At 62.6% G+C, this 24,081-nt stretch carries 20 protein-coding genes; 10 read left to right on the forward strand and 10 right to left on the reverse strand.

What is annotated here, in order from left to right:
- Nucleotides 1-200: 200 nt before the first annotated feature.
- Together coq7 and O3297_RS28010 are read right to left on the reverse strand one after the other, a co-directional pair.
- The gene (gene coq7, locus O3297_RS28005; protein ID WP_070253827.1) at nucleotides 201-845 is read right to left on the reverse strand and encodes a 2-polyprenyl-3-methyl-6-methoxy-1,4-benzoquinone monooxygenase; all 645 of its coding nucleotides are present in this window, start codon (nucleotides 843-845) and stop codon (nucleotides 201-203) included.
- Nucleotides 846-930: 85 nt separating this feature from the next.
- Nucleotides 931-1,362: a hypothetical protein gene (locus O3297_RS28010; RefSeq protein WP_034784755.1), complete on the reverse strand. Its 432-nt coding sequence runs from the start codon at nucleotides 1,360-1,362 to the stop codon at nucleotides 931-933.
- A gap of 148 nt (nucleotides 1,363-1,510) precedes the next feature.
- Here O3297_RS28010 and O3297_RS28015 point away from each other — a divergent pair, with 148 nt between their 5' ends.
- The 4 genes from O3297_RS28015 (at nucleotide 1,511) to O3297_RS28030 (ending at nucleotide 8,143) form a co-directional block, all read left to right on the forward strand.
- On the forward strand, nucleotides 1,511-2,290 hold the full coding sequence (locus O3297_RS28015; RefSeq protein ID WP_070253857.1) for an ATP-binding cassette domain-containing protein: 780 nt from the start codon (nucleotides 1,511-1,513) through the stop codon (nucleotides 2,288-2,290).
- Between the two features lie 3 nt (nucleotides 2,291-2,293).
- Nucleotides 2,294-3,490 carry an ABC transporter permease gene (locus O3297_RS28020; RefSeq protein ID WP_034784752.1) on the forward strand — a complete coding sequence of 399 codons (1,197 nt, stop codon included), beginning with the start codon at nucleotides 2,294-2,296 and terminating at the stop codon, nucleotides 3,488-3,490.
- Between the two features lie 170 nt (nucleotides 3,491-3,660).
- The gene (locus O3297_RS28025; RefSeq protein WP_034784750.1) at nucleotides 3,661-4,554 is read left to right on the forward strand and encodes an ABC transporter ATP-binding protein; all 894 of its coding nucleotides are present in this window, start codon (nucleotides 3,661-3,663) and stop codon (nucleotides 4,552-4,554) included.
- Nucleotides 4,555-4,564: 10 nt separating this feature from the next.
- A complete protein-coding gene (locus tag O3297_RS28030) occupies nucleotides 4,565-8,143 on the forward strand; it encodes a M1 family aminopeptidase (RefSeq protein ID WP_305051183.1) in 3,579 nt (1,192 codons plus the stop codon).
- 52 nt (nucleotides 8,144-8,195) lie between these two features.
- Here O3297_RS28030 and O3297_RS28035 read toward each other — a convergent pair whose 3' ends face one another.
- The 5 genes from O3297_RS28035 to O3297_RS28055 all read right to left on the reverse strand — a co-directional run bounded on the left by O3297_RS28035 (nucleotide 8,196) and on the right by O3297_RS28055 (nucleotide 12,858).
- Nucleotides 8,196-8,579, reverse strand: a complete 384-nt coding sequence (locus O3297_RS28035) for a hypothetical protein (RefSeq protein WP_070253828.1) — start codon at nucleotides 8,577-8,579, stop codon at nucleotides 8,196-8,198.
- A 170-nt stretch (nucleotides 8,580-8,749) separates the two neighbouring features.
- Complete coding sequence (locus O3297_RS28040; protein ID WP_070278280.1) at nucleotides 8,750-10,213, reverse strand: catalase; 1,464 nt, start codon at nucleotides 10,211-10,213, stop codon at nucleotides 8,750-8,752.
- A 92-nt stretch (nucleotides 10,214-10,305) separates the two neighbouring features.
- The gene (locus O3297_RS28045) at nucleotides 10,306-10,962 is read right to left on the reverse strand and encodes a DsbA family protein (RefSeq protein WP_305051186.1); all 657 of its coding nucleotides are present in this window, start codon (nucleotides 10,960-10,962) and stop codon (nucleotides 10,306-10,308) included.
- Between the two features lie 20 nt (nucleotides 10,963-10,982).
- Complete coding sequence (locus O3297_RS28050) at nucleotides 10,983-11,852, reverse strand: MBL fold metallo-hydrolase (RefSeq protein ID WP_099395686.1); 870 nt, start codon at nucleotides 11,850-11,852, stop codon at nucleotides 10,983-10,985.
- Nucleotides 11,853-11,940: 88 nt separating this feature from the next.
- A complete protein-coding gene (locus O3297_RS28055; protein ID WP_139144408.1) occupies nucleotides 11,941-12,858 on the reverse strand; it encodes a LysR family transcriptional regulator in 918 nt (305 codons plus the stop codon).
- 99 nt (nucleotides 12,859-12,957) lie between these two features.
- Here O3297_RS28055 and O3297_RS28060 point away from each other — a divergent pair, with 99 nt between their 5' ends.
- The 4 genes from O3297_RS28060 to O3297_RS28075 all read left to right on the forward strand — a co-directional run bounded on the left by O3297_RS28060 (nucleotide 12,958) and on the right by O3297_RS28075 (nucleotide 17,467).
- Nucleotides 12,958-13,647, forward strand: coding sequence for a hypothetical protein (locus tag O3297_RS28060; protein ID WP_305051188.1), 690 nt, complete (start codon nucleotides 12,958-12,960; stop codon nucleotides 13,645-13,647).
- Nucleotides 13,648-13,761: 114 nt separating this feature from the next.
- Nucleotides 13,762-15,213 (forward strand): alkaline phosphatase, encoded by a 1,452-nt coding sequence (locus tag O3297_RS28065; protein WP_099395689.1) that lies wholly within the window; start codon nucleotides 13,762-13,764, stop codon nucleotides 15,211-15,213.
- A 29-nt stretch (nucleotides 15,214-15,242) separates the two neighbouring features.
- Nucleotides 15,243-16,667, forward strand: a complete 1,425-nt coding sequence (locus O3297_RS28070) for an alkaline phosphatase (RefSeq protein ID WP_305051189.1) — start codon at nucleotides 15,243-15,245, stop codon at nucleotides 16,665-16,667.
- A gap of 74 nt (nucleotides 16,668-16,741) precedes the next feature.
- Entirely contained in the window at nucleotides 16,742-17,467 is a 726-nt protein-coding gene (locus tag O3297_RS28075; protein WP_305051191.1) for a hypothetical protein, read from the forward strand.
- 60 nt (nucleotides 17,468-17,527) lie between these two features.
- Here the strand turns inward: O3297_RS28075 and O3297_RS28080 are convergent, their stop codons facing one another.
- The 3 genes from O3297_RS28080 to dprA all read right to left on the reverse strand — a co-directional run bounded on the left by O3297_RS28080 (nucleotide 17,528) and on the right by dprA (nucleotide 22,140).
- The gene (locus tag O3297_RS28080; RefSeq protein ID WP_305051192.1) at nucleotides 17,528-20,194 is read right to left on the reverse strand and encodes a DNA topoisomerase III; all 2,667 of its coding nucleotides are present in this window, start codon (nucleotides 20,192-20,194) and stop codon (nucleotides 17,528-17,530) included.
- A gap of 283 nt (nucleotides 20,195-20,477) precedes the next feature.
- Nucleotides 20,478-20,942 carry a DUF494 family protein gene (locus O3297_RS28085; protein WP_034749287.1) on the reverse strand — a complete coding sequence of 155 codons (465 nt, stop codon included), beginning with the start codon at nucleotides 20,940-20,942 and terminating at the stop codon, nucleotides 20,478-20,480.
- A 94-nt stretch (nucleotides 20,943-21,036) separates the two neighbouring features.
- Nucleotides 21,037-22,140 (reverse strand): DNA-processing protein DprA, encoded by a 1,104-nt coding sequence (gene dprA, locus O3297_RS28090; protein WP_305051193.1) that lies wholly within the window; start codon nucleotides 22,138-22,140, stop codon nucleotides 21,037-21,039.
- Between the two features lie 304 nt (nucleotides 22,141-22,444).
- Between dprA and def the strand changes: the two genes are divergently transcribed.
- Both def and fmt read left to right on the forward strand, forming a co-directional pair.
- Entirely contained in the window at nucleotides 22,445-22,987 is a 543-nt protein-coding gene (def, locus tag O3297_RS28095; RefSeq protein WP_034784735.1) for a peptide deformylase, read from the forward strand.
- Nucleotides 22,988-23,084: 97 nt separating this feature from the next.
- Nucleotides 23,085-24,041: a methionyl-tRNA formyltransferase gene (gene fmt, locus O3297_RS28100; protein ID WP_070278290.1), complete on the forward strand. Its 957-nt coding sequence runs from the start codon at nucleotides 23,085-23,087 to the stop codon at nucleotides 24,039-24,041.
- The last annotated feature ends 40 nt before the right edge of the window (nucleotides 24,042-24,081 follow it).

The raw sequence follows: 24,081 nt of genomic DNA on the forward strand, positions 1-24,081 counted from the left end.
AAGGGCGGATACGGCATCCAGTTGCCCGGTCTTGATATGCCTACCAAGAACTTTGACAGCGATTGACGCCGTTGGCAATATCGCCAACGGCATGGAAGGAATAATACAAGGTCGGATTAGCGCGCCAGCGCGTAATCCGACAACACCAGTAACGTCAACAATATGTCGGATTACGCGCGGCATTGCCGCGCTAATCCGACCTACAAGTAATACGCCGTTTTCGTCATCACTTTCCCCATGATGCCCATCAGCGCCTTCACGGGCGCCGGGGTATCGATGGCGCCCAGCCGCTGGGCGGCGGCGCCGTGCTCCACTTCGTCGATGGCCATCTGCTTGACGATGGCGCGCGACTTGGCGTCCTGCGGCGGCAATTCTTCCAGGTGACTGGCCAGGTGCGCTTCCACCTGGCGTTCCGTTTCCACCACAAAACCCAGGCTGCGGCCGTCGCCCATGCGCGCGGCGATGGTGCCCAGCGCAAACGAACCCGCATACCACAGGGGATTGAGCAGGCTCAGACGCGAGCCCAGCTCCGTCAGGCGCTGCGCCGTCCAGGCCAGGTGGTCTTCCTCTTCGCGTCCCGCTTCATCGAACTGGGCGCGGATGGCCGGGCTGTGCGCATAGCGCGCCTGCGAGTTGTACAGGGCTTGTGCGCACACTTCGCCCACATGGTTGACGCGCATCAAGCCGGCACTGTGGCGCTGCTCGGCCGGGCTCAGCTCCGCATCGGGCGCATGCGCGGCCGGCGTGGGGCGCGAGGCCGAGGCCACGCCCGCCATGACGCGCAGGGCCTTGTCGGCGCCAACAATCAAACGATCCAGGGGGTCAAAATGGCGGTTCGCGGTCATCGTGGCTATTCATGTAAGGGAAAACATGAATTATAGGACGATCAGGGCCAGCCGTCCCCACGCTGCGCGCAGGGTGAACGGGGCTTTATTGACTTGTGCGCGCTTTTTCCTGCTCGATCCAGTCCACCACGGGGCCAACGGCATCCAGGCCGGACAGGCTTTTCGCCACGCCCAGATTCAGTGAAATCAGGAAAGAAATGCTGTCGACGGGGATGTCCGGGCAGTATTCGGCAAACGCGGCGCGAAAACGCTCCGATTGCAGCACGCGCAAGACTTTCTCGCCGCTCATGAATTGCAGCACGCTGGCGATGCTGTGCCCGCCACCTATCGAGTGGTAGATAAACCGGTTGTACTTCGCGTCGATCTGCTTGAAATCGAGGGTTTCCTCCGTCATCAGGCCGGCCAGGTAGTACAGCCCCAGGCTGACGCGGAAGAAACCGATGGCTTCGGCACTGGTCATGCCGGCGCGCGCCACGGCCAGTACCTTGTCCTGCATCGCCTGATCGATCGTTTGCATTGCGCTCTCCCGCGCCGTCCGCCGGCGCCCACCGGGCCAGCTTGCATGAAGATGCTGTTTTTTTCAATAGACCAAACGATATTTCCACCTTGCAAGTTACATTTTTTGCATGCTACTCTCGTTCTTCACCGTCGAATGGATGAAGCACATGATTGAAGTCAAGCACCTGGCAAAACGTTTTCGCCTGCCGCCCCATAAGGGCAAGGGCGTGCACGTCAGCGATCCGCGCGAACATGAAGGCTGGTTTCACGCCGTACGCGACGTCAGTTTCAGCTGCGCCCCCGGCGAAGTGCTGGGCCTGCTGGGCCCGAATGGCGCCGGCAAGACCACCACCCTGCGCCTGCTGTCGACGGCCTTGCAAGCGGACGCGGGCAGCGCCCTCGTCAACGGCGTCGACGTGCTGCGCCAGCCGCTGGTGGCGCGCCAGAGCATCGGTTTCCTGTCCGGCTCGACGGGGCTGTACGGCCGCCTGACGGCGCGCGAAAACGTGGAATATTTCGGCCGCCTGCATGGCATGCCGGCCGACAAGCTGAAACGCCGCTGCGACGAACTGTTTGCACTTCTGCAGATGGAGGAATACGGCGGCAAGCGGGCCGATCAGTTGTCGACAGGCATGAAACAGAAGTGCGCGATCGCCCGCACCGTCGTGCACGAGCCGCAGGTGGTGATCCTCGACGAACCGACGACGGGCCTGGACGTGATGTCGGCCAAGATCCTGCTCGACTTCATCGCCAGCTACAAGGCGCTGCGCGTGCCGTTGATCTTTTCCACGCACCACCTGCACGAGGTGGAAAAGCTGTGCGACCGCGTCTGCATCATCAACCGCGGCACCACCGCCTTCAATGGCACGGTCAACGAACTGCGCCACCTAGGCGGCAGCGCGGACTTGTACGACGCCTTTGTCAGCGTCATCAACCAGGGAGCCTGAGCCATGTGGACCATTTATCTGAAAGAGTTGCTGGAACTCACGCGCGACCGCAAGACGCTGATCTTCACCATCCTCATCCCCATCTTTGCCATGCCGCTGATCTTTGGCGGCTTCGCCTATGTCTCGAACAATATGTTCAAGAATGCCAAGACAGCGGAAATGCGCTACACGCTGTTCGGCAAGGACCATTCGCCGGGCTTGAGCGCGCGTTTTACCCAGCAGCACAACCTGCGCGAAGTGCCGCTGGCCAGCGAGGGCGATATCCGCCGCGCCATCGGCGATGACACCATCAAGTTTGCCGTCGTCATTCCGCCCCGGTTCGAAGAGGCGCTGCAGCAACAGCAACAAGCCAAGGTGGTGCTGCACTACAACAGCGCCAGCACCGTCGACGTGACCCAGCAGCGGGTGCGCGAGATCGTCGAAACCTATAACGCCAGCCTGCGCGAAGGGACGCTGTCTGCCCTGAACCTGAGTCCTGCCCAGCTGGCCTTTGCCCTCAATCCTATCGTGCTCGACAAGCAATCGACGGCCAACGAACGCGAGCAGATGGGCGCCATCGTCGGCGGCATGCTGCCCTATCTGCTGCTGATGGTGTGCCTGACGGCGGCCATGTACCCGGCCATCGACCTGGGCGCCGGCGAAAAGGAGCGGGGCACCCTGGAAACCCTGCTGCTGGCGCCCGTGCCGCGCAGCGCCATCGTGCTGGCCAAGTTCCTCGTGCTGTTTACGGTCGGCATGACCTCGGCCGTGCTGATGGTGGGCAGCATGGGCGCCCTGCTGGCCATCTTCGGCAGTTCGCTGGAAGGCAACATGGCCGTCATGGTGCGCAGCATCGGCTTGCCCGACCTGGCCATGGTGACCCTGATGCTGGTGCCGACAGCCGCCATCTTCGCCTCGCTGCTGCTGTCGATCTCGATCTACGCGAAAAGCTACAAGGAAGCGGCCGGCATGATCACGCCTTTGATGCTGTTCGTCATCCTGCCCACGGTGGCGGCCATGCTGCCCGGCGTCGAGCTGAACTGGATGTGGGCCATGGTGCCGCTGACCAATGTGTCGCTGGCCATGAAGGAACTGGTCAAGGGCACCATGGATTACCGCATGTTCGGCGTGATCCTGGCCTCGACCACGGTGATCGCGGGCGCCCTGCTGATGCTGTGCCGCTGGTGGTTCAACCGGGAATCCGTATTGTTCCGCAACTAGACACGCCAGCCAGGGTGAAGCGGGGTGCCGTCCACCCCGCCCATCTGCACTCTGGCCACGCGAAAATGCCGTGTATCGCATGTAACTGCCCAGTACGTCTTAAATTCAATACAATGCCAGCATAGAGAAGCCCTGCACCATCGGGCTGCAACGTATGAGTTAGGAGTTGTATGGAATTGCAGATTCGCAAATTGTCGAAGACCTACGCGAATGGCGTGGCGGCGCTGGATAACGTGTCGCTGACGATACCGCCCGGGATGTTTGGCTTGCTGGGCCCGAATGGCGCCGGCAAGTCGACCCTGATGCGCACCCTGGCCACCTTGCAGGAATGCGATTCCGGCTCCATCTTCTTCGGCGACTACGACGTGCTCGACGACAAGGACGAGATCCGCCGCATGCTGGGCTACCTGCCGCAAGACTTCGGCCTGTACCCGAAAGTGACGGCCTACGAACTGCTCGACCACTTCGCCACCTTGAAAGGCTTGTCGCAGCGGGCGCGCCGGCGCGAGGTCGTCGATGGCCTGTTGCAGCAAACCAATCTGTTCGACGTGCGCCACCAGCGCCTGGGCAGCTTTTCCGGCGGCATGCGCCAGCGCTTCGGCATCGCGCAAGCCCTGCTGGGCGACCCGAAACTGATCATCGTCGACGAACCGACGGCCGGCCTCGACCCGCAGGAGCGGGTGCGCTTCCATAATCTGCTGTCCGACATCGGCGAAGACAAGACGGTGATCCTGTCGACCCACATCGTGTCCGACGTGGCCGACCTGTGCGCCAACATGGCCATCATCAACAAGGGCCATTTGCTGCTGTGCGGCAAGACCCAGGAACTGATCGACGAAGTCAGCTGCAAGATCTGGGCGCGCTTCGTCGAGAAGAAGGAGCTGGCCAGCTTCCAGCAGCGCCACGCCGTCATTTCCACGCGCTTGCTGTCGGGCCGCACCTTGATCCACGTCTACAGCGACGACGACCCGGGCGATGGCTTCGAGGAAGCCATCGGCGACCTGGAAGACCTGTATTTCGCCACCATTGCCGGGCGCCACCGCGTCGCCCCGCAGTGCGACTGAGGGGACGGCCATGCTTGCCATCGCCCGCTTTGAAGCGCGACAGCGGCTCAAGCTGCTGTCCACCTGGGTGTATTTCGCCATGTTTCTGGCGCTGGCCATGCTGTGGATGGCTGCCGCCGGCGGCGTCTTCAAGGAAGCGAGTATCAGTTTCGGCGGCAAGTTCCTGATCAACGCGCCCCGCTCGCTGGCGTTCACGTGCAGTCTGCTGGGCTGCTTCGGCGCCGTGGTGGTAGCCGCCATGATGGGCCGCTCGGTGCAGCAGGATTTCGAATACGGCATGCAGCATTTCTTCTTCAGCGCGCCGATCAGGAAATACCAGTATGTTTTCGGCCGCTTCCTGGGCGCCTACCTGGTGCTGGCCGTGGTGTTTTCCAGCATCGTCATCGGTGCCTGGCTGGGCGCCTGGCTGCCCGGCATCGATCCGGAACGGCTGGGGCCGCAACGGGCGCTGGCCTACCTGATGCCGTATGTGTTTACGCTGCTGCCCAACCTGTTCATCTTCGGCGCCATCTTCTTCGTCATCGCGGCCCTGACGCGGCGCATGCTGCCTGTATACATCAGCTCGGTGGTCATGCTGATCGGCTATCTGGTGGCCCCGTCGCTGGCACGCGACCTCGACTACAAGACCCTGGCCGCCCTGATCGATCCTTTCGGCACCACGGCGCTGATACGCCTGACGGAATACTGGCCAAACGCGGAGCGCAACACGCGCCTGGTGACCTTGGAAGGCGTGTACCTGCTGAACCGCGCCATCTGGTCCGGCCTCGCCCTGGTGGCATTGCTGCTCGGCTACTGGCGCTTCCAGTTCCACGCCACGACGGACGCGGGCGCCGGCAAGCGCCGCAGCGAGGGCGACGTCCCGCTGCGCCTGTCGAACGCTTCGCTGTCCACGCAGGAAACACCGGACTTCGCGCAGCGCAGCCTGGCCGCCCTGCTCGTCAAGATGAGCTGGCTGAACCTGCGCGAAACCATCAAGAACATCTATTTTGTCGTCATCGTGCTGGCCGGCGTGCTGACCATGTATGCGGGCGCGCTGGACATGGGCTCCATCTACGGCACGAATACCTATCCGGTGACGGAAAAGGTGCTGGACATGGTCAACGCTTCGTTCGCCCTGTTCATGCTGATCATTACCACCTTCTACGCGGGCGAGCTGGTGTGGCGCGAACGGGAAGCGGGCACGTATCAGATGCTCGACGCCCTGCCCGTGCCGAACTGGCTGCCCCTGCTGTCGAAACTGTTTGCGCTGGTCGGCCTGCAAGCTCTGCTGAGTCTGGTCATCATGCTGTGCGGCATGTCGATTCAGGTCTTCAAGGGCTATTACCGCCTCGACCCCGGCCTGTACCTGGAATCGCTGTTCCTGTCGCACTTGCCGTCCTACGCGCTGATCGCCGTGCTGGCCATCTTCTTGCAGGTATTGATCAACCACAAGTACCTGGCGTATTTCGCCATGATTCTGTACCACATCGCCAGCATCAGCTTTTCCTCGCTGGGCCTGGGCGACCCGCTGCTGCTGTATGGCAACACACCGGACTTCGTGTATTCGGCCATGAACGGCGCCGGCCACTATCTGTTGCGCGAGCGCTGGTACTTGCTGTATTGGAGCGGTGCGGCCGTCATGCTGACGGTGCTGTCCCTGCTGTTCTGGCCCCGCGGCGCGCAGGATAGCTGGCGCATCCGTCTGCGCCTGGCGCGCCATGGCCTGACGCACGGCGTACTGGCCAGCTTTGCCGGCGGCGCCCTGCTCTTCCTCGGCGCCGGCACGGTGCTGTTCTACGTCTTCCACGTGGCCAACGATTACAAGTCCGAATTCGCCCGCGATGCGGACCGCGCCAGTGTCGAGCGCCAGTACCGCAAATTTGCCGCCACGCCGCAGCCGAAAATCACCGACGTGAAACTCGACGTGGCCATCTATCCGGCGCAGCGCACCCTGGCCGTCACGGGCCGCTATGTGCTGCAAAACAAGACCAGCCTGCCGATCAGCCACATTTTTGTGCAGCAAGACCCGACCTCCACCATGCGCCTGCGTTTTGACGCGCGCGTGCATCCCGGCCTCGATGATGGCAAGCTGGGCTTCTACAGCTACCGCCTGGCCGCGCCACTGGCGCCGGGCGCTACCCTGGGCCTCGATTTCGACGTCCGCTATGCGCCGCGCGGCATCTTCGGCCTGGGCCAGGACACGCCCGTGGTCGCCAACGGCACCTTCTTCACGAATGCCGTGCTGCCGCACATCGGCTACCAGGCGCAGCAGGAATTGACGGACCCGCGCGACCGCAAGAAACACGGCTTGCCCGCGCGCGAACGGGCCTTGCCGCGCGACGATGCGAAGGGATTGGCCGACAATTACGTCAGCAACGATGCCGACCGCATCAACTTCGACGCCACCGTCAGCACCGTCGACGGCCAGACGGCCATCGCGCCGGGCATGCTGGACAACGACTGGATCGCCAAGGGCCGCCATTACTTCCATTACACGATGGAGCAGCCGATCCTGAATTTCTACGCATTCCAGTCGGCCCGCTACGCCGTCAGGCACGAACGCTGGCAAGACGTGGCCATCGACGTGTATTACCATCCGGGCCATGAATACAATCTGGACCGCTTCGTGCGCGGCAGCAAGGAAGCGCTCGAGTACTACACGAAAAACTTCGGCCCTTACCAGCACAAGATCCTGCGCATCGTCGAGTTCCCCCGCTACGCCACGTTTGCGCAATCGTTCCCGAACACGATTCCCTACTCGGAAGGGCTGGGCTTCATCGCCAAGGTGGACGACAAGAACCCGAAAGATATCGATTATCCGTTCTACGTCACGGCGCATGAAGTGGCGCATCAGTGGTGGGCGCATCAATTGGTGGGCGGCAATACGCGCGGCGCTACCGTGCTCAGCGAAACCCTGGCCGAATATTCGGCCCTGATGGTGATGAAGAAAACCGTGGGGCAGGCCAAGATGCGCCGCTTCCTGCGCTATGACCTGAATCAATACCTGATGGGGCGCAGCGAAGAGCGCAAGAAGGAATTGCCGCTGGCCGAGAATGAAAACCAGGCGTATATCCACTACAACAAGGGCAGCCTGGCCATGTACTTGCTGCAAGACATCATCGGCGAAGACAAGGTCAACGGCGTGCTGCGCGACTTGCTCAAGACCTATGGCCAGAAAGGCCCGCCGTATGCGAGCGTGACAGCCCTGATTGCCGGCTTGCGCCAGGTCGCGCCGCCCGAGCAGGCTTACCTGATCGACGACCTGTTCGAGAAAATCGTGCTGTTCGACAACCGCGCCCTGTCGGCCACGGCCACGAAACGCAGCGACGGCAAGTACGCCGTCACCATCAAGGTGCAGGCGAGCAAATTGACGGCCGGCGAACAGGGCGAGGAACACGACGCGCCCCTGCACGACTGGATCGAGATCGGCGTCGACGACGCGAATGGCCATCCGCTGCTGCGCGAACGCCTGCGCATGACGAAGCGCGAAGCGAGCTATACCGTCATCGTCGGCAGCCGCCCCGACAAGGCGGGCATCGATCCCGACAACAAGCTGATCGACCGCAAGCCGGACGACAATATGGTCACCGTCGACATCGCCGAAGCATGACAAAAAATGGCCACCCTGAACAGGTGGCCATTTTTTAAGTGTCAGGCGCTCATCAGGCTGCGGCGGAACGCGTTACCAGGCTCAGGCTGATGCCCATTTCCGTCAGGTGCTGCATGTCGGCCAGCGAGAGGTCGAGTGGCGCATCGAGCGTATCGTCGCCATTCAACTCCAGTTGCAGTTCGGCCACGATGCGCGGCATGCTGAAGCTGACGCCGCGCGAGCGGCATTCGGCCAGGTAGCTGCGTATGCGCGAGGGCAACACTTGCGATTTGGATGCCTGCGCGATCAGCACCTCGAAGCCGGAATCGAGATGCACGCGGCCCGCGCCCTTTGCCTCGCCCTTGCGCCATTGCCGTTCCGGATCGGTGGGCAAGACTTCAAGGATGGATTTGAGCGTGGGGTCGTCCCCATGCACCGACAGCTTCGCCATATTCATATTGCAAGACTTTCTAGTCAGGGCGCCGCCAGGAAGACGGCGCGATCATCAGACCGACAAGTCTACGCATGGGCGGCAAATATGTCCATACGGCAATATTTGGTATTCATCTCTAATTTGTGCTGGATCAACAACAGGCGGAACCAGCTTGTTCCGCCTGCAATACACGCTTACAGGGTCACGCCACGCGCCTGCAGGGCGGCGCGCACGCCGGCGCCGTAGGCGGCATCGGCCCGGTCGAAGTGCCCCAGCTGACGTTGCAAGGTTTCCGCGCGCACCTGGCTCAAGGGACCGGCCAGGTTATCGAACAGGTTCTGCTTCGCCTGTGCCGACATCAAACGGAACAGATTGCCGGCCTGCGTAAAGTCGTCTTCCACGCCGCGGCCATCGTAGCGCGCCGCGCCGCCATCGAGCGCCAGCGCCCCCTCGCCATGGCCCAGGCCTTGCGGTTGCGTGCCCGCCGCCGCCACGTTCGCATAGTTGCGCGCCGCGCCGCCATTGTGGATCGCCATGCCGCCGTCGCGCTGCTGGTTATGGAAGGGGCAGCGGGCCGCATTCACGGGCAGATGCTGGTGGTTGGTGCCGACCCGGTACAGCTGGGCGTCGTGGTAGGCGAACAATCGGCCTTGCAGCATCTTGTCCGGAGAGTATCCCATGCCCGGCACGGCGTTGGCCGGCGAAAAGGCCGCCTGCTCGACTTCCGCGTGGTAATTGTCCGGGTTGCGGTTCAACTCGAAGATGCCTACCGGCAGCAGCGGGAAGTCCGCATGCGGCCACACTTTCGTCAGGTCGAACGGGTTCCAGCCCGTGCGCTGCTCCCATGCATCGAGTTGCTCCTGCGTGGCCACCTGCAGCTTGACTTCCCACTGGGGGAAATCACCGCGTTCGATGGCGCCGAACAGGTCGCGCTGGGCGTAATCGGGGTCGGCGCCGGCCAGGCGGCCCGCTTCCGCGGCAGGCAGATTCCTGATGCCCTGGCGCGTCTTGAAGTGCCATTTCACGTACACGCGCTGGCCGTCGGCATTGATCAGGCTATACGTGTGGCTGCCGAAGCCATCCATGTGGCGGTAGCCGTCCGGCGTGCCGCGGTCCGAGAACAGCATGGTGACCTGGTGCAGGCTTTCCGGCGCATGGCTCCAGAAATCGAACATCATCTCGGCCGATTTCAGGTTGCTTTGCGGATCGCGCTTTTGCGTGTGGACGAAATCGGGGAACTTGATCGGGTCCTTGATGAAGAACATGGGCGTGTTGTTGCCGACCAAATCCCAGTTGCCCTCTTCCGTATAGAAGCGCACGGCGAAGCCGCGCGGGTCGCGTTCCGTGTCTGCACTGCCGCGTTCGCCGCCGACGGTGGAAAAGCGCGCAAAGGTTGCCGTCTGCTTGCCCACTTCACTGAACAGCTTGGCCTTGGTGTAACGCGAAATGTCGTGCGTGACGGTAAAAGTGCCGTAGGCGCCCGAACCTTTTGCGTGGACGACGCGCTCGGGGATGCGCTCGCGGTTGAAATGCTGGAGTTTTTCGATCAGGTGGAAGTCTTGCAGCAGCAGCGGGCCACGGGGACCGGCGCTGATGGAATTCTGGTTGTCGGCGACGGGGATGCCCGAGGCGGTACTGAATGGCGGCTGTTGGCTCATGCTGCTTTTCCTTCGTTGTTGACTAATGGAACCAGTGTAACGAGGTCAACAACAAAGGAAAAGTTAATTGATTTTATCGAATCGATAGCTATTTACAATGCACACCCTTGCGCATCGCACACGCCACCCAGTTGCGCCTGCAACTTCGCGGGCTGGCCCAGGAAGCCGCCGATATCGATCACGGACAGCGTGCCGCTGCCATCGTCGAGCACGAACGTGGGAAAGCCCTGCCCGCCCACCTGCGCCAGCAAGGCGCGGCTGGCATCGATATGCCGTTGCGTGGCAGCACCCGCCTGTTGCGCATACGCGGCCTGGAATGCCGCGCCGTCCATGCCCAGCTCTTGCGCCAAGGTCACCAGCACGGGCAGGTCAGCAATGCGCAAGCCGTCCACGTAATGGGCGCGCTGCACGCGCTGCAGCATGTCCAGGCCCTTGCCGGCCAGCGATTCGGCCGCCAGGATGGCCGTGATCGGCGGTTCGGAATCCAGCATGGCCGTCGTGTCGTTCAGCAAGCCATCGATATAGGCGTCGCCAAACGACTGGCCCGACAATTGCTCGATGCGCCGGTCGTGCGGCAGCACATAGCCGCGCCAGGCGGGCGTGATCTGGCGGCGATTACTGCCCGTCATCATGCCGCCGCCGTGAAACGCCAGCGTCAGTCCGGGCACGGCGCGCGCCGCCTCGACCAGCGGCGCGGCGCCGTAGCACCAGCCGCACAGGGGGTCGAAAATGTAGTGCAGTGTGGGCATGCTTGACTCCTTGTTGCCGCTTACCATTTCATCTCGCCCTTGGCCACCTTCGCGCTCGTTTCCAGGGCGCCATCGAGGCCCAGCTTCGGATAGCGCATTTTCATCGCTTCGATCAGGGCGGCCGAATTGGCGGCCTTGGCCGTTTCCGCTTCAAACGTCACCAGATAGTCGCGCGTAAAACTGATGCTGTCCGGCGTCAGGGGCGAACCCACCTTGAAGTGACCGGGCACGACGGTGACGGGTTTCAGGGCGGCGATGCCATCCAGTGTCTTGAGCCAGTCCTGGCGCGATTGCAGGCTTTGCGTATCGGCCGTCCATACGTGCAGGTTGCCAAACAGTACCACGCCGCCGACGACGGCCTTGATCGATGGAATCCACACATAGGTGCGCGCTGGCGTCGGGCCGGCGATATCCAGCGACTGGCCTTCCAGGCTGATGCGCTTGCCTTGCAACGCTTCGGGAATGACGATGCTTTTCGGTGCATTGTCTTTCAGGATAGGACCCCAGTAGCCGACCTTGGCGTCGGCCTTGCGGCGGATTTCCGCGACTGTTTCCGGCGTGGCAACGATTTTCGCCTGCGGGAAAGCGGCCTTGATCACGTCGAGGCCAAAGTAAAAATCGGGATCGCTGTGGCTGATGTACACGGTCGTCAGTTTCTTGCCGCTGGCGTGTATCTTCTCCACCAGCTTTTGCGCTTCGGCGCGCGAGAATTGCGCATCGATCAGCACGGCGTCATGCTTGCCCGCAACCAGCACGGAAGCGACAGGGAAGATCGCCGCTTCGCCCGGATTGAAGACTTCCAGGGTCAAGGGAGCGCTGGCGGCGGCCGACGCGGCGCCGGCGGCAAACAGGGTGGAAACAAGAACGCTGCTGATGGATTTGGAGAACATGATGTGCCTTCACAAAATGATTGGGATGCATGCATCTTACGTTGCTCAATCCGGTAGAAAAACCCATTAAAGCGCAATAGTTTGTTGCTTATTTCGGATGAATAGACAGCTGCCGCGCCAGTGCATGCAGCCACTGCCCCGCCAGCGCGCCATCCCACACGAGCAGTACCTGTTCGCTGCAATCGACACTGCCGGCCAGCTCGACCTGCAGCAAATCGTGCGCGCGCACGGCGAAGTCGGGCAGGTAGGCCAGCGCCCGGCCGGACTGCACATAGCCCAGCAGCAGCTGCACATCGTCGCTCCAGTAGCGGATGGTGCGCCCGGCCACCCCGCGCCAGCCATCGGCGTGGCGGCCCCGCTCCTCGCCGCACAGCAGGGAGTGGGCAGGACTGGCAAACGCGTGCGGCAAGACGTCCTGCATGGCGCAGCGCACGGATGCGCAGGCTGCCGGCACGCCGCGCGCCAGCACATGGCCGCGCCCGGCCGCCAGCAGCATGCGCATGCTGCCCAGCGCCGTGCTGTGCCAGGTGGCAGGCCAGTCGGCGCCGCGCTGGGCGATGGCGTCCTGCGTCACCAGTGCCGCATGGCAATCGCCGCGCGCCAGGGCCGCCAGCGCCGCATCCTCGAACGCCGGTTGCAAACGCACGCTGGCCTGCGGATAGGCGTCCAGCGCCGCCGCCAGGGTCTCCGCATGGCGCCACAGCAGCAAGGCAGGGCCGGCGATGCGGCCAGCGATGGCGCCCCGTTCGCCCATCACGTCCAGGCGCGCCTGTTCGGCCAGCGCCAGCAAGGTGCGCGCACGCTCGAGCAGCAAACGGCCGCTGTCGTTGAGCAGCAATTGCTTGCCGCTCCGGTCAAACAGGGGCGCGCCCATGTCCCCTTCCAGGCGGCGCAAGGCTTTCGACACGGCCGATGGCGTCAGGTGCAATTCCAGCGCCGCCGCGCCCAGGGTCGGCTGGCGCGCGGCGCTGCAAAACACGCGCAGGTCGGCAAGGCTCATGTGCATGATGATTTCCAAATGGGACACGAAAAGTGAAAAATGGTTGCTGTACCGTCCATGATACCGCCCCTATCATCGTGCCATTCCAACTCATCGATGAAACCCATGCTGCGCACCCTCTTCCTGTCCCTGCTCCTGCTCGCCTCCAGCTTTGCCCACGCCGCGCCCCCGACCTGGGGCCTGCACGGCATGGTGCTGTTTGGCGGCAAGCAAGGGCTGTATGCCTCGCACCTGCCGATGTTCCATGCGCCGCACGATTACCAGGCGGTGCTGCAAGTGCGGCTGGCCGACCCCGCCCTCGATGCGCGGCTGCGCCAGCAGCTCGATGGCCGTACGGCGCTGTGGACCCTCGAACCGGAACATTTCGAGCTGGCGCGCTTGCTGCCCGCCGCGCCGCTGCCGCTGCGCCAGTTCCGCGCGACGGTGGTGCGCGGGCACTTCGAGAAGGCTGGAAAAGCCGAACCCGGCTACGGCGCTGCCGCCATCATCGTCGAGCGCGTCCTGCTGATGCGCCAGCTGTCGCCGGCAACCGCCGCGCACGCCAGCGCGCGCTATCTGCAGGTGGGCGACGGCACGCAGCGCTTCCTCGTCAAGCGCATCGACAGCCGCCCCGATTTCGAACATATCGTCGCCTGGACCAGCCCTGCGCAGGCGCCGCATGGCGACATCGTGGCGGCCAAGCGGGGCGTGCAGGAAACTCCGGCCGCCGCCTTGCAAGCGGCCTTGCGCGCGCAGCTGGGAACAACGGCCCGCTTGCGCGGCACGGTGTACTTTTCCACCGAGGACGTGCGCTAAAACAACACGCCAGGCGGACGCGCACCGGCGTGGCCAAATGTGTCACAGCGTCATGAGGGCGTCACATTGGATTGTTATCTTGCTAGCTCTTTCAAACCTAGCCGGATGAACCACATGACACGCAGAAAAATTTCCGTCGCTGGCTGCAGCGTCGCCATCACCCTGATGCTGGCCGCCTGCGGCAGCGACGCCAAAAAAGAAGAGGTAGTGGCTGAAGCACCGCCGAAAAACGTCATCTTCTTCCTCGGCGACGGCATGGGCCTGACCACCATGACGGCCGCGCGCATCTATTCGGTGGGCGAAGAGGGTGCGCTGACCATGGACACCCTGCCGGAAACGGCCTTCGTCAAGACGTTCTCGAACGATGCGCAAGTGACGGACAGCGCGCCATCGATGGCCGCCTACATGACGGGCGTCAAGATGAACAATGAAGTCATCTCGATGTCGGCCAACACGGTCGCCATCGATCCGGGCACGGATGCGAACGGCAACAAGCTGGTCAACAAATGCGGCACCGGCAACGGCACGCCCGCCACCACCCTGCTGGAACTGGCCAAGGCCAAGGGCTTTGCCGCCGGCGTCGTCAGCACGGCGCGCGTGACGCACGCCACGCCGGCCGCGACCTATTCGCACATCTGCCACCGCGACCTGGAAAACGATATCGCCGCGGCCCTGGTGCCTGGCGGCACGGGCTACAACAGCGCGCTGGGCACTGCCGGCCTGGACGTGGTCCTCGGTGGCGGCGCGCAATTCTTCAAGCCGTTCAAGGATGGCGGCAAGCGTTCCGACGGACGCGACCTGCTCGCCGAACTGAAAGCGAAGAGCTACACGGTCGCCAACACGGGTGCCGACTTCAAGGCCGTCGATGCGGCCAAGACGGAGCGCCTGTTCGGCGTGTTCACGTCCAGCCACATGAGCTACGACCTGGACCGCGATGCCGCCAAGGAACCGAGCCTGGCGGAAATGACCACCAAGGCCATGGATGTATTGGCCAAGAACAAGAAGGGTTATTTCCTGATGGTCGAAGGCGGCCGCATCGACCATGCGCTGCACGAAACCACGGCCAAGAAAGCGCTGCAAGATACCGTCGCATTCGATAACGCCATCAAGGCGGCCATCGACAAAGCCAAGCTCACCGACCCGACCCTGGCCAATACCCTGATCGTCGTCACGGCCGACCATGACCACACCCTGGTGCTGAACGGCTACGCCAAGCGCACGGGCAAGACGGCTGCCGGCAACCCTGGCGTGCTGGGCGTGGTGAAGAACTACGTGACCGGCGCGGTCGAGAAAGACCTCGATGGCGCACCGTATTCGATCATCGGCTTCGGCAATGGCGAAAACCGCACCCAGTCGAGCCGCGCCGCCATGGCCAGCCTCGATGAAACCGTCACAAGCGCCAATACTTACCACCAGGAAGCGGTGATCCGCACCACGGCGGGCAATGAAACCCACGGCGGCACCGACGTCTTCCTGGGCGCCATCGGCAAGGGTTCGGAAACCTTCCTCGGCACCATCGACAACACCAAAGTATTCGGCCTGGTCAAGACCGCCGGCGGTCTGTAATCCCCAAGAGACAAGAATTGGACAAGCACATGAAACTTGCATCGACACCCGCCGTACTGAAATCGGCCCTGAAACTCTCCTTGCTGACCACGCTCGTGGCCGCCAGCGTTGCCAGCGCCTACGCCGCCGACGCCAAGAACGTCATCTTCTTCCTCGGCGACGGCATGGGCCCTTCCGTCGTGACGGCGGCGCGCATCTACCAGTACAAGGAAGATGGCAGCCTGACGATGGACACGCTGGAACGCACGGCGCGCATCAAGACGTTCTCGAACGATGCGCAAACGACGGACAGCGCGCCATCGATGGCCGCCTACATGACTGGCGTCAAGATGAACAATGAAGTCATCTCGATGGCGCAGGACACGATCGCCAAGGAACCCAGCCGCGATGCCAACGGCAACCTGGGCGTGGACAATTGCCCGGCCGGCGGCAAGAGCGCGCCGACCATCCTGGAACTGGCAAAAGCCAAGGGCAAGGCCGTGGGCGCCATCACCACCACGGAACTGACGCACGCCACGCCGGCGACGACTTTCTCGCACATCTGCAACCGCAATGCGCAATACGCGATCGCCGCGCAAACGGCGCCGGGCGGCGCGGGCTACAACGCGGCCCTGGGCGATGGCGTCGACGTGCTGATGGGTGGCGGCCGCAACCACTTTACGCCTTGGTCGGCAAGCAACAAGTATGGCCGCGCCGATGGCCGCAACCTGTTGACGGAATTTGCCGCCAAGGGCTACACCGTGGCCGCGACGAAAGCGGAAATGGCGGCAGCGCCGAGCGGCAAGAAATTCATCGGCCTGTACAGCACCCGCAGCCACCTGGAATATGAACTGGACCGTACCGCCACGCCACCGCTGGGCGAAGGCGCGACCCAGCCTAGCCTGTCGGAAATGACGCTGAAAGCCATCGACTTGCTGTCGAAGAACGCCAACGGTTACTTCCTGATGGTCGAAGGCGGCCGCATCGACCACGCCTTGCACGGCATCAATGCCAAGCGCGCGCTGACGGATACCATCGCCTTCGACGACGCCATCAAGGCCGCCATCAACAAGATCAAGGAAACCGATCCGAAGCTGGAAAATACCCTGATCGTCGTCACGGCCGACCATGACCATACCCTGGCCTTCAACGGCTACGGCAAGCGCGGCAACCCTATCCTCGACATCAACCGCGGCTACAAGGATAACCAGCCGAGCAAGGATGCGGATGGCAATACCTACACCACCCTGGTGTTCGGCAACGGCCCGAACCGTCCTGACCTGCGCAGCAATGTCGACAGCGCCACGGCCCTGAAAGACAACTACCTGCAGGAAACAGGCGTGCGCCTGGCCAGCGAAACCCACGGCGGCGGCGACGTCAAGCTGCTGGCCACGGGCGCCGGCTCCAAGACCTTCAAGGGCACCCTGGACAATACCAAGGTGTTTGACTTGCTGAAGGCGGCCTTCGGCTTCTGATCCACATCAACACGGCAACCCCACCGGGGCGGATGGCGTATGCCCTCCGCCCCTCTGCACGTAAAGGCAACACCATGAAATCGTCCCTGATCGCCATCCTCCTCGCCGCCGGCCTTGCCGCCAGCGCGCAAGCCGCTCCTGCCACGCCGTCCGCTCCTGCCGACCTGGACCTGGGCATCACCTATTACAGCCGCGTCCTGACGCCGGAAGGCGTGACGCGCGAGAGCCGCTACGAAGAAAAGATGCTGCGCCGCCCCGGCCACGTGTGGGTCGAGCGCGTGCTGGCGCCGTCGACCGATGCACATGCGGGCCACAAGCACGGAGACAACACCAAAGTGGCGCTGAAGGCCACGCAGCATGAACACAAGCACTTCAATCCCGTGCTGATACCGCGCCACGTGATGCTGGAAAAGAACACCGTGCGCGTGGAATACATCGATGCGCATGACAAGGTGGTGGTGGCGATCCCGAAAGCGGAATACGAAAACGTCAATTTCGACGGCTCCTGGGAAAACAGTTTTTATCTGCTGGACCCGAAACTGGTGGCCGCCATGCCGCTGTCGAAACAGGCGTCGAACGTGACGGGCGCGCGCTGGCGCGAAGTGGAAAAGAATGGCGTGTTCCAGCGCATCCTGTGGGATGAACAAAAGCAGATTCCGCTGATCATCGAAAGCGGTGACCGCGCGAATACCTTCTATCGCCGGGTCGACGTCAAGCTGCAACCGACCGTCAGCAAGGCCCAGCCGTGGGCGAATCTGCAGAACTACGCGCAGCGCGAGTATTCGGACTACCTTGACTAAGAGTCTCGGGACGTAAAAAAAGCCAGGGACATCCCTGGCTTTTGTTTGGCTGGCGCCGGATTACTCCGCCGCTGCCGCTTTCTTCGCCGGCGCCTTCTTGGCGGCCGGCTTTTTCACGGCCGTGGCTTTCTTGGCTGGCGCCTTTTTGACGGCTGCCGCTTTCTTGACGGCCGTCTTCTTCGCTGGCGCCGCGCCTTCTTCGCCTTCGGCCTCGACGGCTGCCGCCTTGGTCTTGGCGCCCGGCTTGGCCTTGCGCTCTTCAAACTCGAAGCTCACCTTGCCATCCTTGCCGCGCACGAGGAAGGCTTTGAACGGACGGCGGGTACGCTGCGAAACAAAGCCTGGCAACAGATCGGTCTTGCCATCGTTGAGCAGTTTTGCCATTTGTTCCGGCAAGATTTCCTGCTGCAAGATGATGCGGCCGCTGCGGAAATCGCACGTCTTCGGCTTGGCTACGCTGTGTTCGCACACATAGGCCAGGCCCATTTCGTACACGCCGGCGTTGCACTTGGGGCACGGTCCCACGGGCGTCTGGCCCGTGAAATCGACGCCTTCGCCATCTTCGCTCTCGTCGTTCTGGCCGAAATCGAATTCCAGCTTGAAATTCTTGATCTCTTCATCGCGCACGATGCGCAGGATGGCGGCGAACGGACGGCCCATCTTCGAGCGGAAACCTTGCAGCGGGCCGATGGTGCGGTCCTTCAGCAATTGCTCCACTTCGGCGATTTCAAACTGGCGCGAACCCGGCGTCTTGCTCATCGAGAATTCGCACTTGGTGCAGGCGAAACGGCGGTAGTTTTCCTTCACCACGCCGCCGCAATTCGGGCATGGCGTTTCCAGGGTCGCGTAGTCGCCGGGAATCGTGTCGTTATCGTATTCCTTGGCGCGCTTGACGATGATTTGCGTCATCTGCGCGATTTCACGCATGAATTCTTCGCGCGAAATCTTGCCTTTTTCCATCTGCGACAGCTTGTATTCCCACTCGCCCGTCAGCTCCGGCGCCGTCAATTCGTTGACGCCCAGGCCCTTGAGCAAGGTCATCAGTTGCGACGCCTTGGCCGTCGGAATCAGTTCGCGGCCTTCACGGATCAGATAGCGTTCCGTCAGCAAGCCCTCGATGGTGGCCGCGCGCGTCGCTGGCGTGCCGAGGCCCTTGCCAGCCATCGCATCGCGCAGCTCGTCGTCGTCGATCAGCTTGCCGGCGCCTTCCATGGCCGACAGCAACGTTGCCTCCGTGAAGCGCGCAGGCGGCTTGGTGACCAGGCCGTTGGCGTTGACGCTTTCCGTCTGTACTTTCTCACCCTTGGCGACCGGCACCAGGTTGCCGTTGCCATTGCTTTCCTTGTCGGCGTCCGTCGATGCTTCCTTGCCGTAGATGGCCAGCCAGCCCGGATTGGTCATGACCTTGCCTTCAGTCTTGAACTGATGGCCGGACACTTCCGTGTAGCGCGTGGTGACCTGGAATTCAGCAGGCGGGAAGAACACGGCCATGAAACGGCGCGTGACCAGGTCGTACAGCTTCTGTTCCGGCTCGGACAGGTTCTTTGGCGCGATCGTCGTCGGGATGATCGCGAAGTGATCCGAGATCTTGGTATTGTCGAAGATGCGCTTGTTCGGCTTGACCCAGCCCTTGTCGATGATCTGCTTGGCGAACTGGTGGTAGTTGCTGTTGTCCTTGACCGTTTCCAGCGCCTGCAGCACGGTCGGCATGTAGTCTTCCGGCAGGTGGCGCGAATCGGTACGCGGATACGTCAATACCTTGTGCTTTTCATACAGCGCCTGGGCCAGGCCCAGGGTGTTCTTGGCGGAGAAGCCGAAACGCGAGTTCGCTTCGCGCTGCAAACTGGTCAGGTCGAACAGGCCCGGCGCCATCGAAGTGGTCGGTTTCGACTCTTCCGTGACGATGCCTTGGCGGCCGCGGCAGGCGGTGGCGATCGAGTCGGCAGCCGTCTTGCTCCACAGGCGCTCGGCGCGCTTCTCGGGATCGTTCTCGTCCTTCTTGAACTTCGTGTCGAGCCAGCGGCCTTCATAGATACCGGCCGCGCAGACGAATTCGGCGCGCACTTCCCAGAAGTCGCGCGGCACGAATTTTTTAATTTTATCTTCGCGTTCGACCACGATGGACAGGGTCGGCGTCTGCACGCGGCCCACGGTGGTCAGATAGAAGCCGCCTTCCTTCGAATTAAACGCCGTCATGGCACGCGTGCCATTGATACCGATCAACCAATCGGCTTCCGAACGGCAGCGCGCCGCATCGGCCAGCGGCAGCATTTCTTCGTCGCTGCGCAGGTGCGAAAAACCGTCGCGGATGGCGCCCGGCGTCATCGACTGCAGCCACAGGCGCTTGACCGGTTGCTTGGCTTTCGCGTTCTGCGCGATCAGGCGGAAAATCAGCTCGCCTTCGCGCCCCGCATCGCATGCGTTGATGAGGGTGGTGACGTCTTTGCGTTTGATCAGCTTGTTTAATACTTTGAGCCGCGCTTCCGTCTTGGCGATCGGGTTCAGCGCGAAATACGGTGGAATCATCGGCAAGTGCGCGAAACTCCATTTGCCGCGCTTCACGTCGAATTCTTCCGGTACGGCGATCTCCAGCAAGTGGCCGACCGCCGACGACAGGACGTATTCATCCGATTCAAAGTACTCATCGTGCTTGGTAAAGCCGCCAAGCGTCTTCGCGATATCGTTCGCGACAGAAGGCTTCTCGGCGATGATGAGGGTTTTTGTCATATTTTTTAGTCTCGAAAAATGCTCTAGGATAGTTTCAGCATGCGCATCATACAGTGCATTGCCAGGCGCCGACGCTTTTGTCTGCGCAAGGCCGTGTGACTTGTGGTCTTGTCAAGCGGCCAATGATAAGCGCCTATTGAAGAATTCGGCAAGTTATCTGCAAGCAAGAATGCGCAAGCGCAAACACAACAGGCTGGCGGGCGCGCTGGTGCAGCACATGGTAAAGGGGATGGCGCGGCAGCGGTGCCAGGGTCGGGCAGACAGCGAAGAATACGGCTATATATTAGTGCAATAAGCGCGGCGGGAGGTCTTCATCGTCGACGAACAAGTCGTCGAACATCAGGGCATCCGGTTCCTTGCCTTGGCTCCACAGCAGCATCAGCACGATGACTTTCAGCTTGCCCAGCGACACGGGTGCCTCGTCGAGCGCCAGCGCCCGTTCGATGACGATTTCGCGCTGCAGCGGCGAGAGTACCTTGGCGCTTTCCAGGAACTGGATGAAGCCGATGGCGGCCGTGCCCAGCACGTCGCTTTCCTGCTGTACATAGAAACGCGTGCCCGTGGAACTGGCCGTCAGGGTTTGCTCGACGCCAGCCATGGCATTCAAATCCGTCAGCCACACGAGCGCTTCGGAAATCTCCACGTCGTCGAAACCGACGGCCGACAGTTTGCGCGCCAGGACTGCCGGCTCGGGGCAGGCATCGGGGCGATAGTAAGTCTCGTAGAGGTACACCAGGATATCGAACATGGCTCTACTCTATCAGCTAAGTTCGCTGCGACACAAGGGTGCGCGCCGACAAAGCGCCGCCGTGCGGCAAGGCCGCCACACAAGTGACAAGCTGTCATTTACAGCGTTGAAACAGTCCTCCTGGCAAGCGCTCCACCCGGCCCGCCAGCTCCAGCGCCAGCAATTCGCCCATCAGCGCGCCCATGGCCAGGCCGCTGCGCGCGGCCAGGGTATCGGCATCGAGGGGATCATGGCCCAGCACGGCCAGCAGCGGCGGTTCGTCTTCCACCACGGCCGGCGCGCCGGGGATGCCGCCCAGCCACTGCAGCTCTTGCAGCACGTCATCGGCTGACTCGACCAGCTTGGCGCCCTGCTTGATGAGCGCATGGCAACCCTTGGCCAGGGTGGCATGGATGGAACCGGGCAAGGCATACACATCGCGTCCCTGCTCGCCGGCCAGGCGCGCCGTGATCAGGGAACCCGATTGCGCGGCCGCCTCGACCACCAGCACGCCGCGCGCCAGGCCGCTGATCAGGCGGTTGCGGCGCGGAAAGTTACCGGGCATGGCGGGCAGCCCCAGTGCATATTCGCTGACGATGCAACCCTGTTCGGCAATTCTTTGCGCCAGATCAAGGTTACGTCGCGGATACACCAGATCGGCACCCGTGCCGATCACGGCGACGGTGGCCCCCGCGCCGCGCAAGCCGCCCTCGTGCGCGTGCGTATCGATGCCCAGCGCCAGCCCGGAAATGATGGTCAGGCCTGCCGTGCTGAGGGCTTGCGCAAAGGCGGCCGCATTCTGCATGCCTTGCGCGCTGGCATTGCGGCTGCCGATGATGGCCACGCCGGGACGCGACAGCAGTTCTGCCCGCCCCCGTACATATAACAAGAGCGGCGGATCGGCGATTTCCAGCAGCAGGGGCGGATACGCGGCATCGGCCAGGGTCAGCACGGCATTGCCGGGGCCTTGCAGCCACTGTAGAGTAAGCTCGAGCTGGCTGTTGGCCACCGGCCTGGGCGGCTGCACGATGGCGCGCGCCACGCTGGCCGGCACCGCTTCGCGCAAGGCCTCGAATGACGCGCTGAAGATGGCCGGCGGCAAGCCGAAGCTGACCAGCAAGGCACGCGCCGCCACCGGCCCCACGCCTGGCAGATGCTGCAGGCGCAGCCAGCCCGCCAGTTCCGTGGCCGCGTCTGCCGTCGTGGCAATTGCATGCATGACAACCTCGCTGTGTACTGTGCCATCCCATGCTAGCGCCATGGCGCGCACGCGATACCGACGCGCGCAACAATGCGCGCAATGGCCGGGCAAAACGGCCCGTCATCCACAGGAGCATGGGCGTCTGTGATAAAATTTCCCTTTGCAGCAGACGAATAGCGCACTGGCAAACGCATCTGCCGCGCCGTTGTGCCATACGCGCCCAACCGTAGCGTACTCAAATAAAATAGCCCTGCCATCGTTCGCATGGCCCAGGCATGAATAATCCGGCGCACCGGCGCCCACCTTAACCAGTCGAATCCGTATGTCCATATTAAATATCCTGCGTTACCCCGATCCTCGCCTGCACACGATCGCCAAGCCCGTCACCGAATTTGACGCGCGCCTGCAAACCCTGATCGACGACATGGCCGAAACCATGTACGACGCCCCGGGCGTCGGCCTGGCCGCGTCGCAAGTGGACGAGCATATCCAGATGATGGTGATCGACATCACCGAAGAGAAAAACCAGCTGCAAGTGTTCATCAACCCGGAAATCACCTGGGCCAGCGAAGAAAAGCAGGTCTACGATGAAGGCTGCCTGTCCGTGCCTGGCGTCTACGATGGCGTCGAGCGCCCGGCCCGCATCAAGGTGCGCGCCCTGGACCGCCACGGCAAACAGTTCGAACTGGAAGCCGATGGATTGCTGGCCGTCTGCATCCAGCATGAGATGGATCACTTGCTGGGCAAGGTATTCGTCGAATACCTGTCGCCGCTCAAGCGCAACCGCATCAAGACCAAGATGATCAAGGAAATCCGTGGTCTCGAGCGCGAAGCGAGCCTGCGCGCTCAGAACCGCCGCTTCTAAGCCACTGCTGATAGACTAAGCCGCAACAGAAGTCGTCACACCACGCCAGCCTGGCGCATTTGGGCGCGGGCCTGTACACCTCACGTCAAGGAACAATATGAAAGTGATCTTCGCAGGCACGCCTGAATTTGCCGCCACGGCCCTGAAAGACTTGCACGAAGCGGGATTCGAGATTCCGCTGGTGCTGACCCAGCCCGACCGCCCTGCCGGACGCGGCATGCAATTGCACGCCTCGGCCGTCAAGCAATATGCGCAGCAGCATGGCATCGAGGTGCTGCAGCCCTTGTCGCTGCGCATGGACAGCAAGGACCCGCAGCGCGCCGCCGAGGCCAAGGCAGCCCACGCGCGCCTGCTGGCCACCGACTACGACGTGATGGTGGTGGCGGCCTACGGCTTGATCTTGCCGCGCAGCACGCTCGACATCAAACCCTGCATCAATATCCACGGTTCATTGCTGCCGCGCTGGCGCGGCGCAGCGCCCATCCACCGTGCCATCGAAGCGGGCGACGATGAAACGGGCGTGACCATCATGCAGATGGAAGAAGGCCTCGATACGGGCCCCATGCTGGCCATCGAGCGCACGCCCATCGAAGCGGGCGACTCCACCGCCACCCTGCACGACAAGCTGGCCACCCTGGGCGGCAAGATGATCGTCGAAACCCTGCGCAAGATGCAGCAGCAGCCGCTGGAAGCCGTGCCGCAGCCGGAAGCGGGCGTCACCTACGCGGCAAAGATCGCCAAGGAAGAAGCGGCGCTCGATTTCAGCCTGCCGGCACTGGAACTGGGCCTGAAAATCCGCGCCTTCAATCCGTTTCCCGGCGCCTGCGGCCAGGTCGATGGCACCACCATCAAGATCTGGGCCGCCGACGTGCTCGAAGCGGACAGCAAGGAAGCGCCCGGCCAGGTGCTGGCAGCCGACGCCCAGCACGGCATCGTCGTGGCCTGCGGCAATGGCTCACTGCGCCTGACGGAACTGCAAAAACCGGGCGGCAAGCGCCTGCCCGCGGCCGAATTCATCAAGGGCTTCCCCCTCGAAGGCAAACGCTTCGCCTGACTTCACCGGGTTGCACCGCGCCATCATGCCGATGGCCATA

The organism is Janthinobacterium sp. SUN128 (assembly GCF_030587275.1).
GTDB classification, from domain to species: Bacteria; Pseudomonadota; Gammaproteobacteria; order Burkholderiales; family Burkholderiaceae_D; genus Janthinobacterium; species Janthinobacterium lividum.

Bases quoted from the DNA above. Each gene is read 5' to 3' on its own strand.
- coq7 (WP_070253827.1), bottom strand. From the start codon at position 845: ATGACCGCGAACCGCCATTTTGACCCCCTGGATCGTTTGATTGTTGGC.
- O3297_RS28010 (WP_034784755.1), bottom strand. From the start codon at position 1,362: ATGCAAACGATCGATCAGGCGATGCAGGACAAGGTACTGGCCGTGGCG.
- O3297_RS28015 (WP_070253857.1), top strand. From the start codon at position 1,511: ATGATTGAAGTCAAGCACCTGGCAAAACGTTTTCGCCTGCCGCCCCAT.
- O3297_RS28020 (WP_034784752.1), top strand. From the start codon at position 2,294: ATGTGGACCATTTATCTGAAAGAGTTGCTGGAACTCACGCGCGACCGC.
- O3297_RS28025 (WP_034784750.1), top strand. From the start codon at position 3,661: ATGGAATTGCAGATTCGCAAATTGTCGAAGACCTACGCGAATGGCGTG.
- O3297_RS28030 (WP_305051183.1), top strand. From the start codon at position 4,565: ATGCTTGCCATCGCCCGCTTTGAAGCGCGACAGCGGCTCAAGCTGCTG.
- O3297_RS28035 (WP_070253828.1), bottom strand. From the start codon at position 8,579: ATGAATATGGCGAAGCTGTCGGTGCATGGGGACGACCCCACGCTCAAA.
- O3297_RS28040 (WP_070278280.1), bottom strand. From the start codon at position 10,213: ATGAGCCAACAGCCGCCATTCAGTACCGCCTCGGGCATCCCCGTCGCC.
- O3297_RS28045 (WP_305051186.1), bottom strand. From the start codon at position 10,962: ATGCCCACACTGCACTACATTTTCGACCCCCTGTGCGGCTGGTGCTAC.
- O3297_RS28050 (WP_099395686.1), bottom strand. From the start codon at position 11,852: ATGTTCTCCAAATCCATCAGCAGCGTTCTTGTTTCCACCCTGTTTGCC.
- O3297_RS28055 (WP_139144408.1), bottom strand. From the start codon at position 12,858: ATGCACATGAGCCTTGCCGACCTGCGCGTGTTTTGCAGCGCCGCGCGC.
- O3297_RS28060 (WP_305051188.1), top strand. From the start codon at position 12,958: ATGCTGCGCACCCTCTTCCTGTCCCTGCTCCTGCTCGCCTCCAGCTTT.
- O3297_RS28065 (WP_099395689.1), top strand. From the start codon at position 13,762: ATGACACGCAGAAAAATTTCCGTCGCTGGCTGCAGCGTCGCCATCACC.
- O3297_RS28070 (WP_305051189.1), top strand. From the start codon at position 15,243: ATGAAACTTGCATCGACACCCGCCGTACTGAAATCGGCCCTGAAACTC.
- O3297_RS28075 (WP_305051191.1), top strand. From the start codon at position 16,742: ATGAAATCGTCCCTGATCGCCATCCTCCTCGCCGCCGGCCTTGCCGCC.
- O3297_RS28080 (WP_305051192.1), bottom strand. From the start codon at position 20,194: ATGACAAAAACCCTCATCATCGCCGAGAAGCCTTCTGTCGCGAACGAT.
- O3297_RS28085 (WP_034749287.1), bottom strand. From the start codon at position 20,942: ATGTTCGATATCCTGGTGTACCTCTACGAGACTTACTATCGCCCCGAT.
- dprA (WP_305051193.1), bottom strand. From the start codon at position 22,140: ATGCATGCAATTGCCACGACGGCAGACGCGGCCACGGAACTGGCGGGC.
- def (WP_034784735.1), top strand. From the start codon at position 22,445: ATGTCCATATTAAATATCCTGCGTTACCCCGATCCTCGCCTGCACACG.
- fmt (WP_070278290.1), top strand. From the start codon at position 23,085: ATGAAAGTGATCTTCGCAGGCACGCCTGAATTTGCCGCCACGGCCCTG.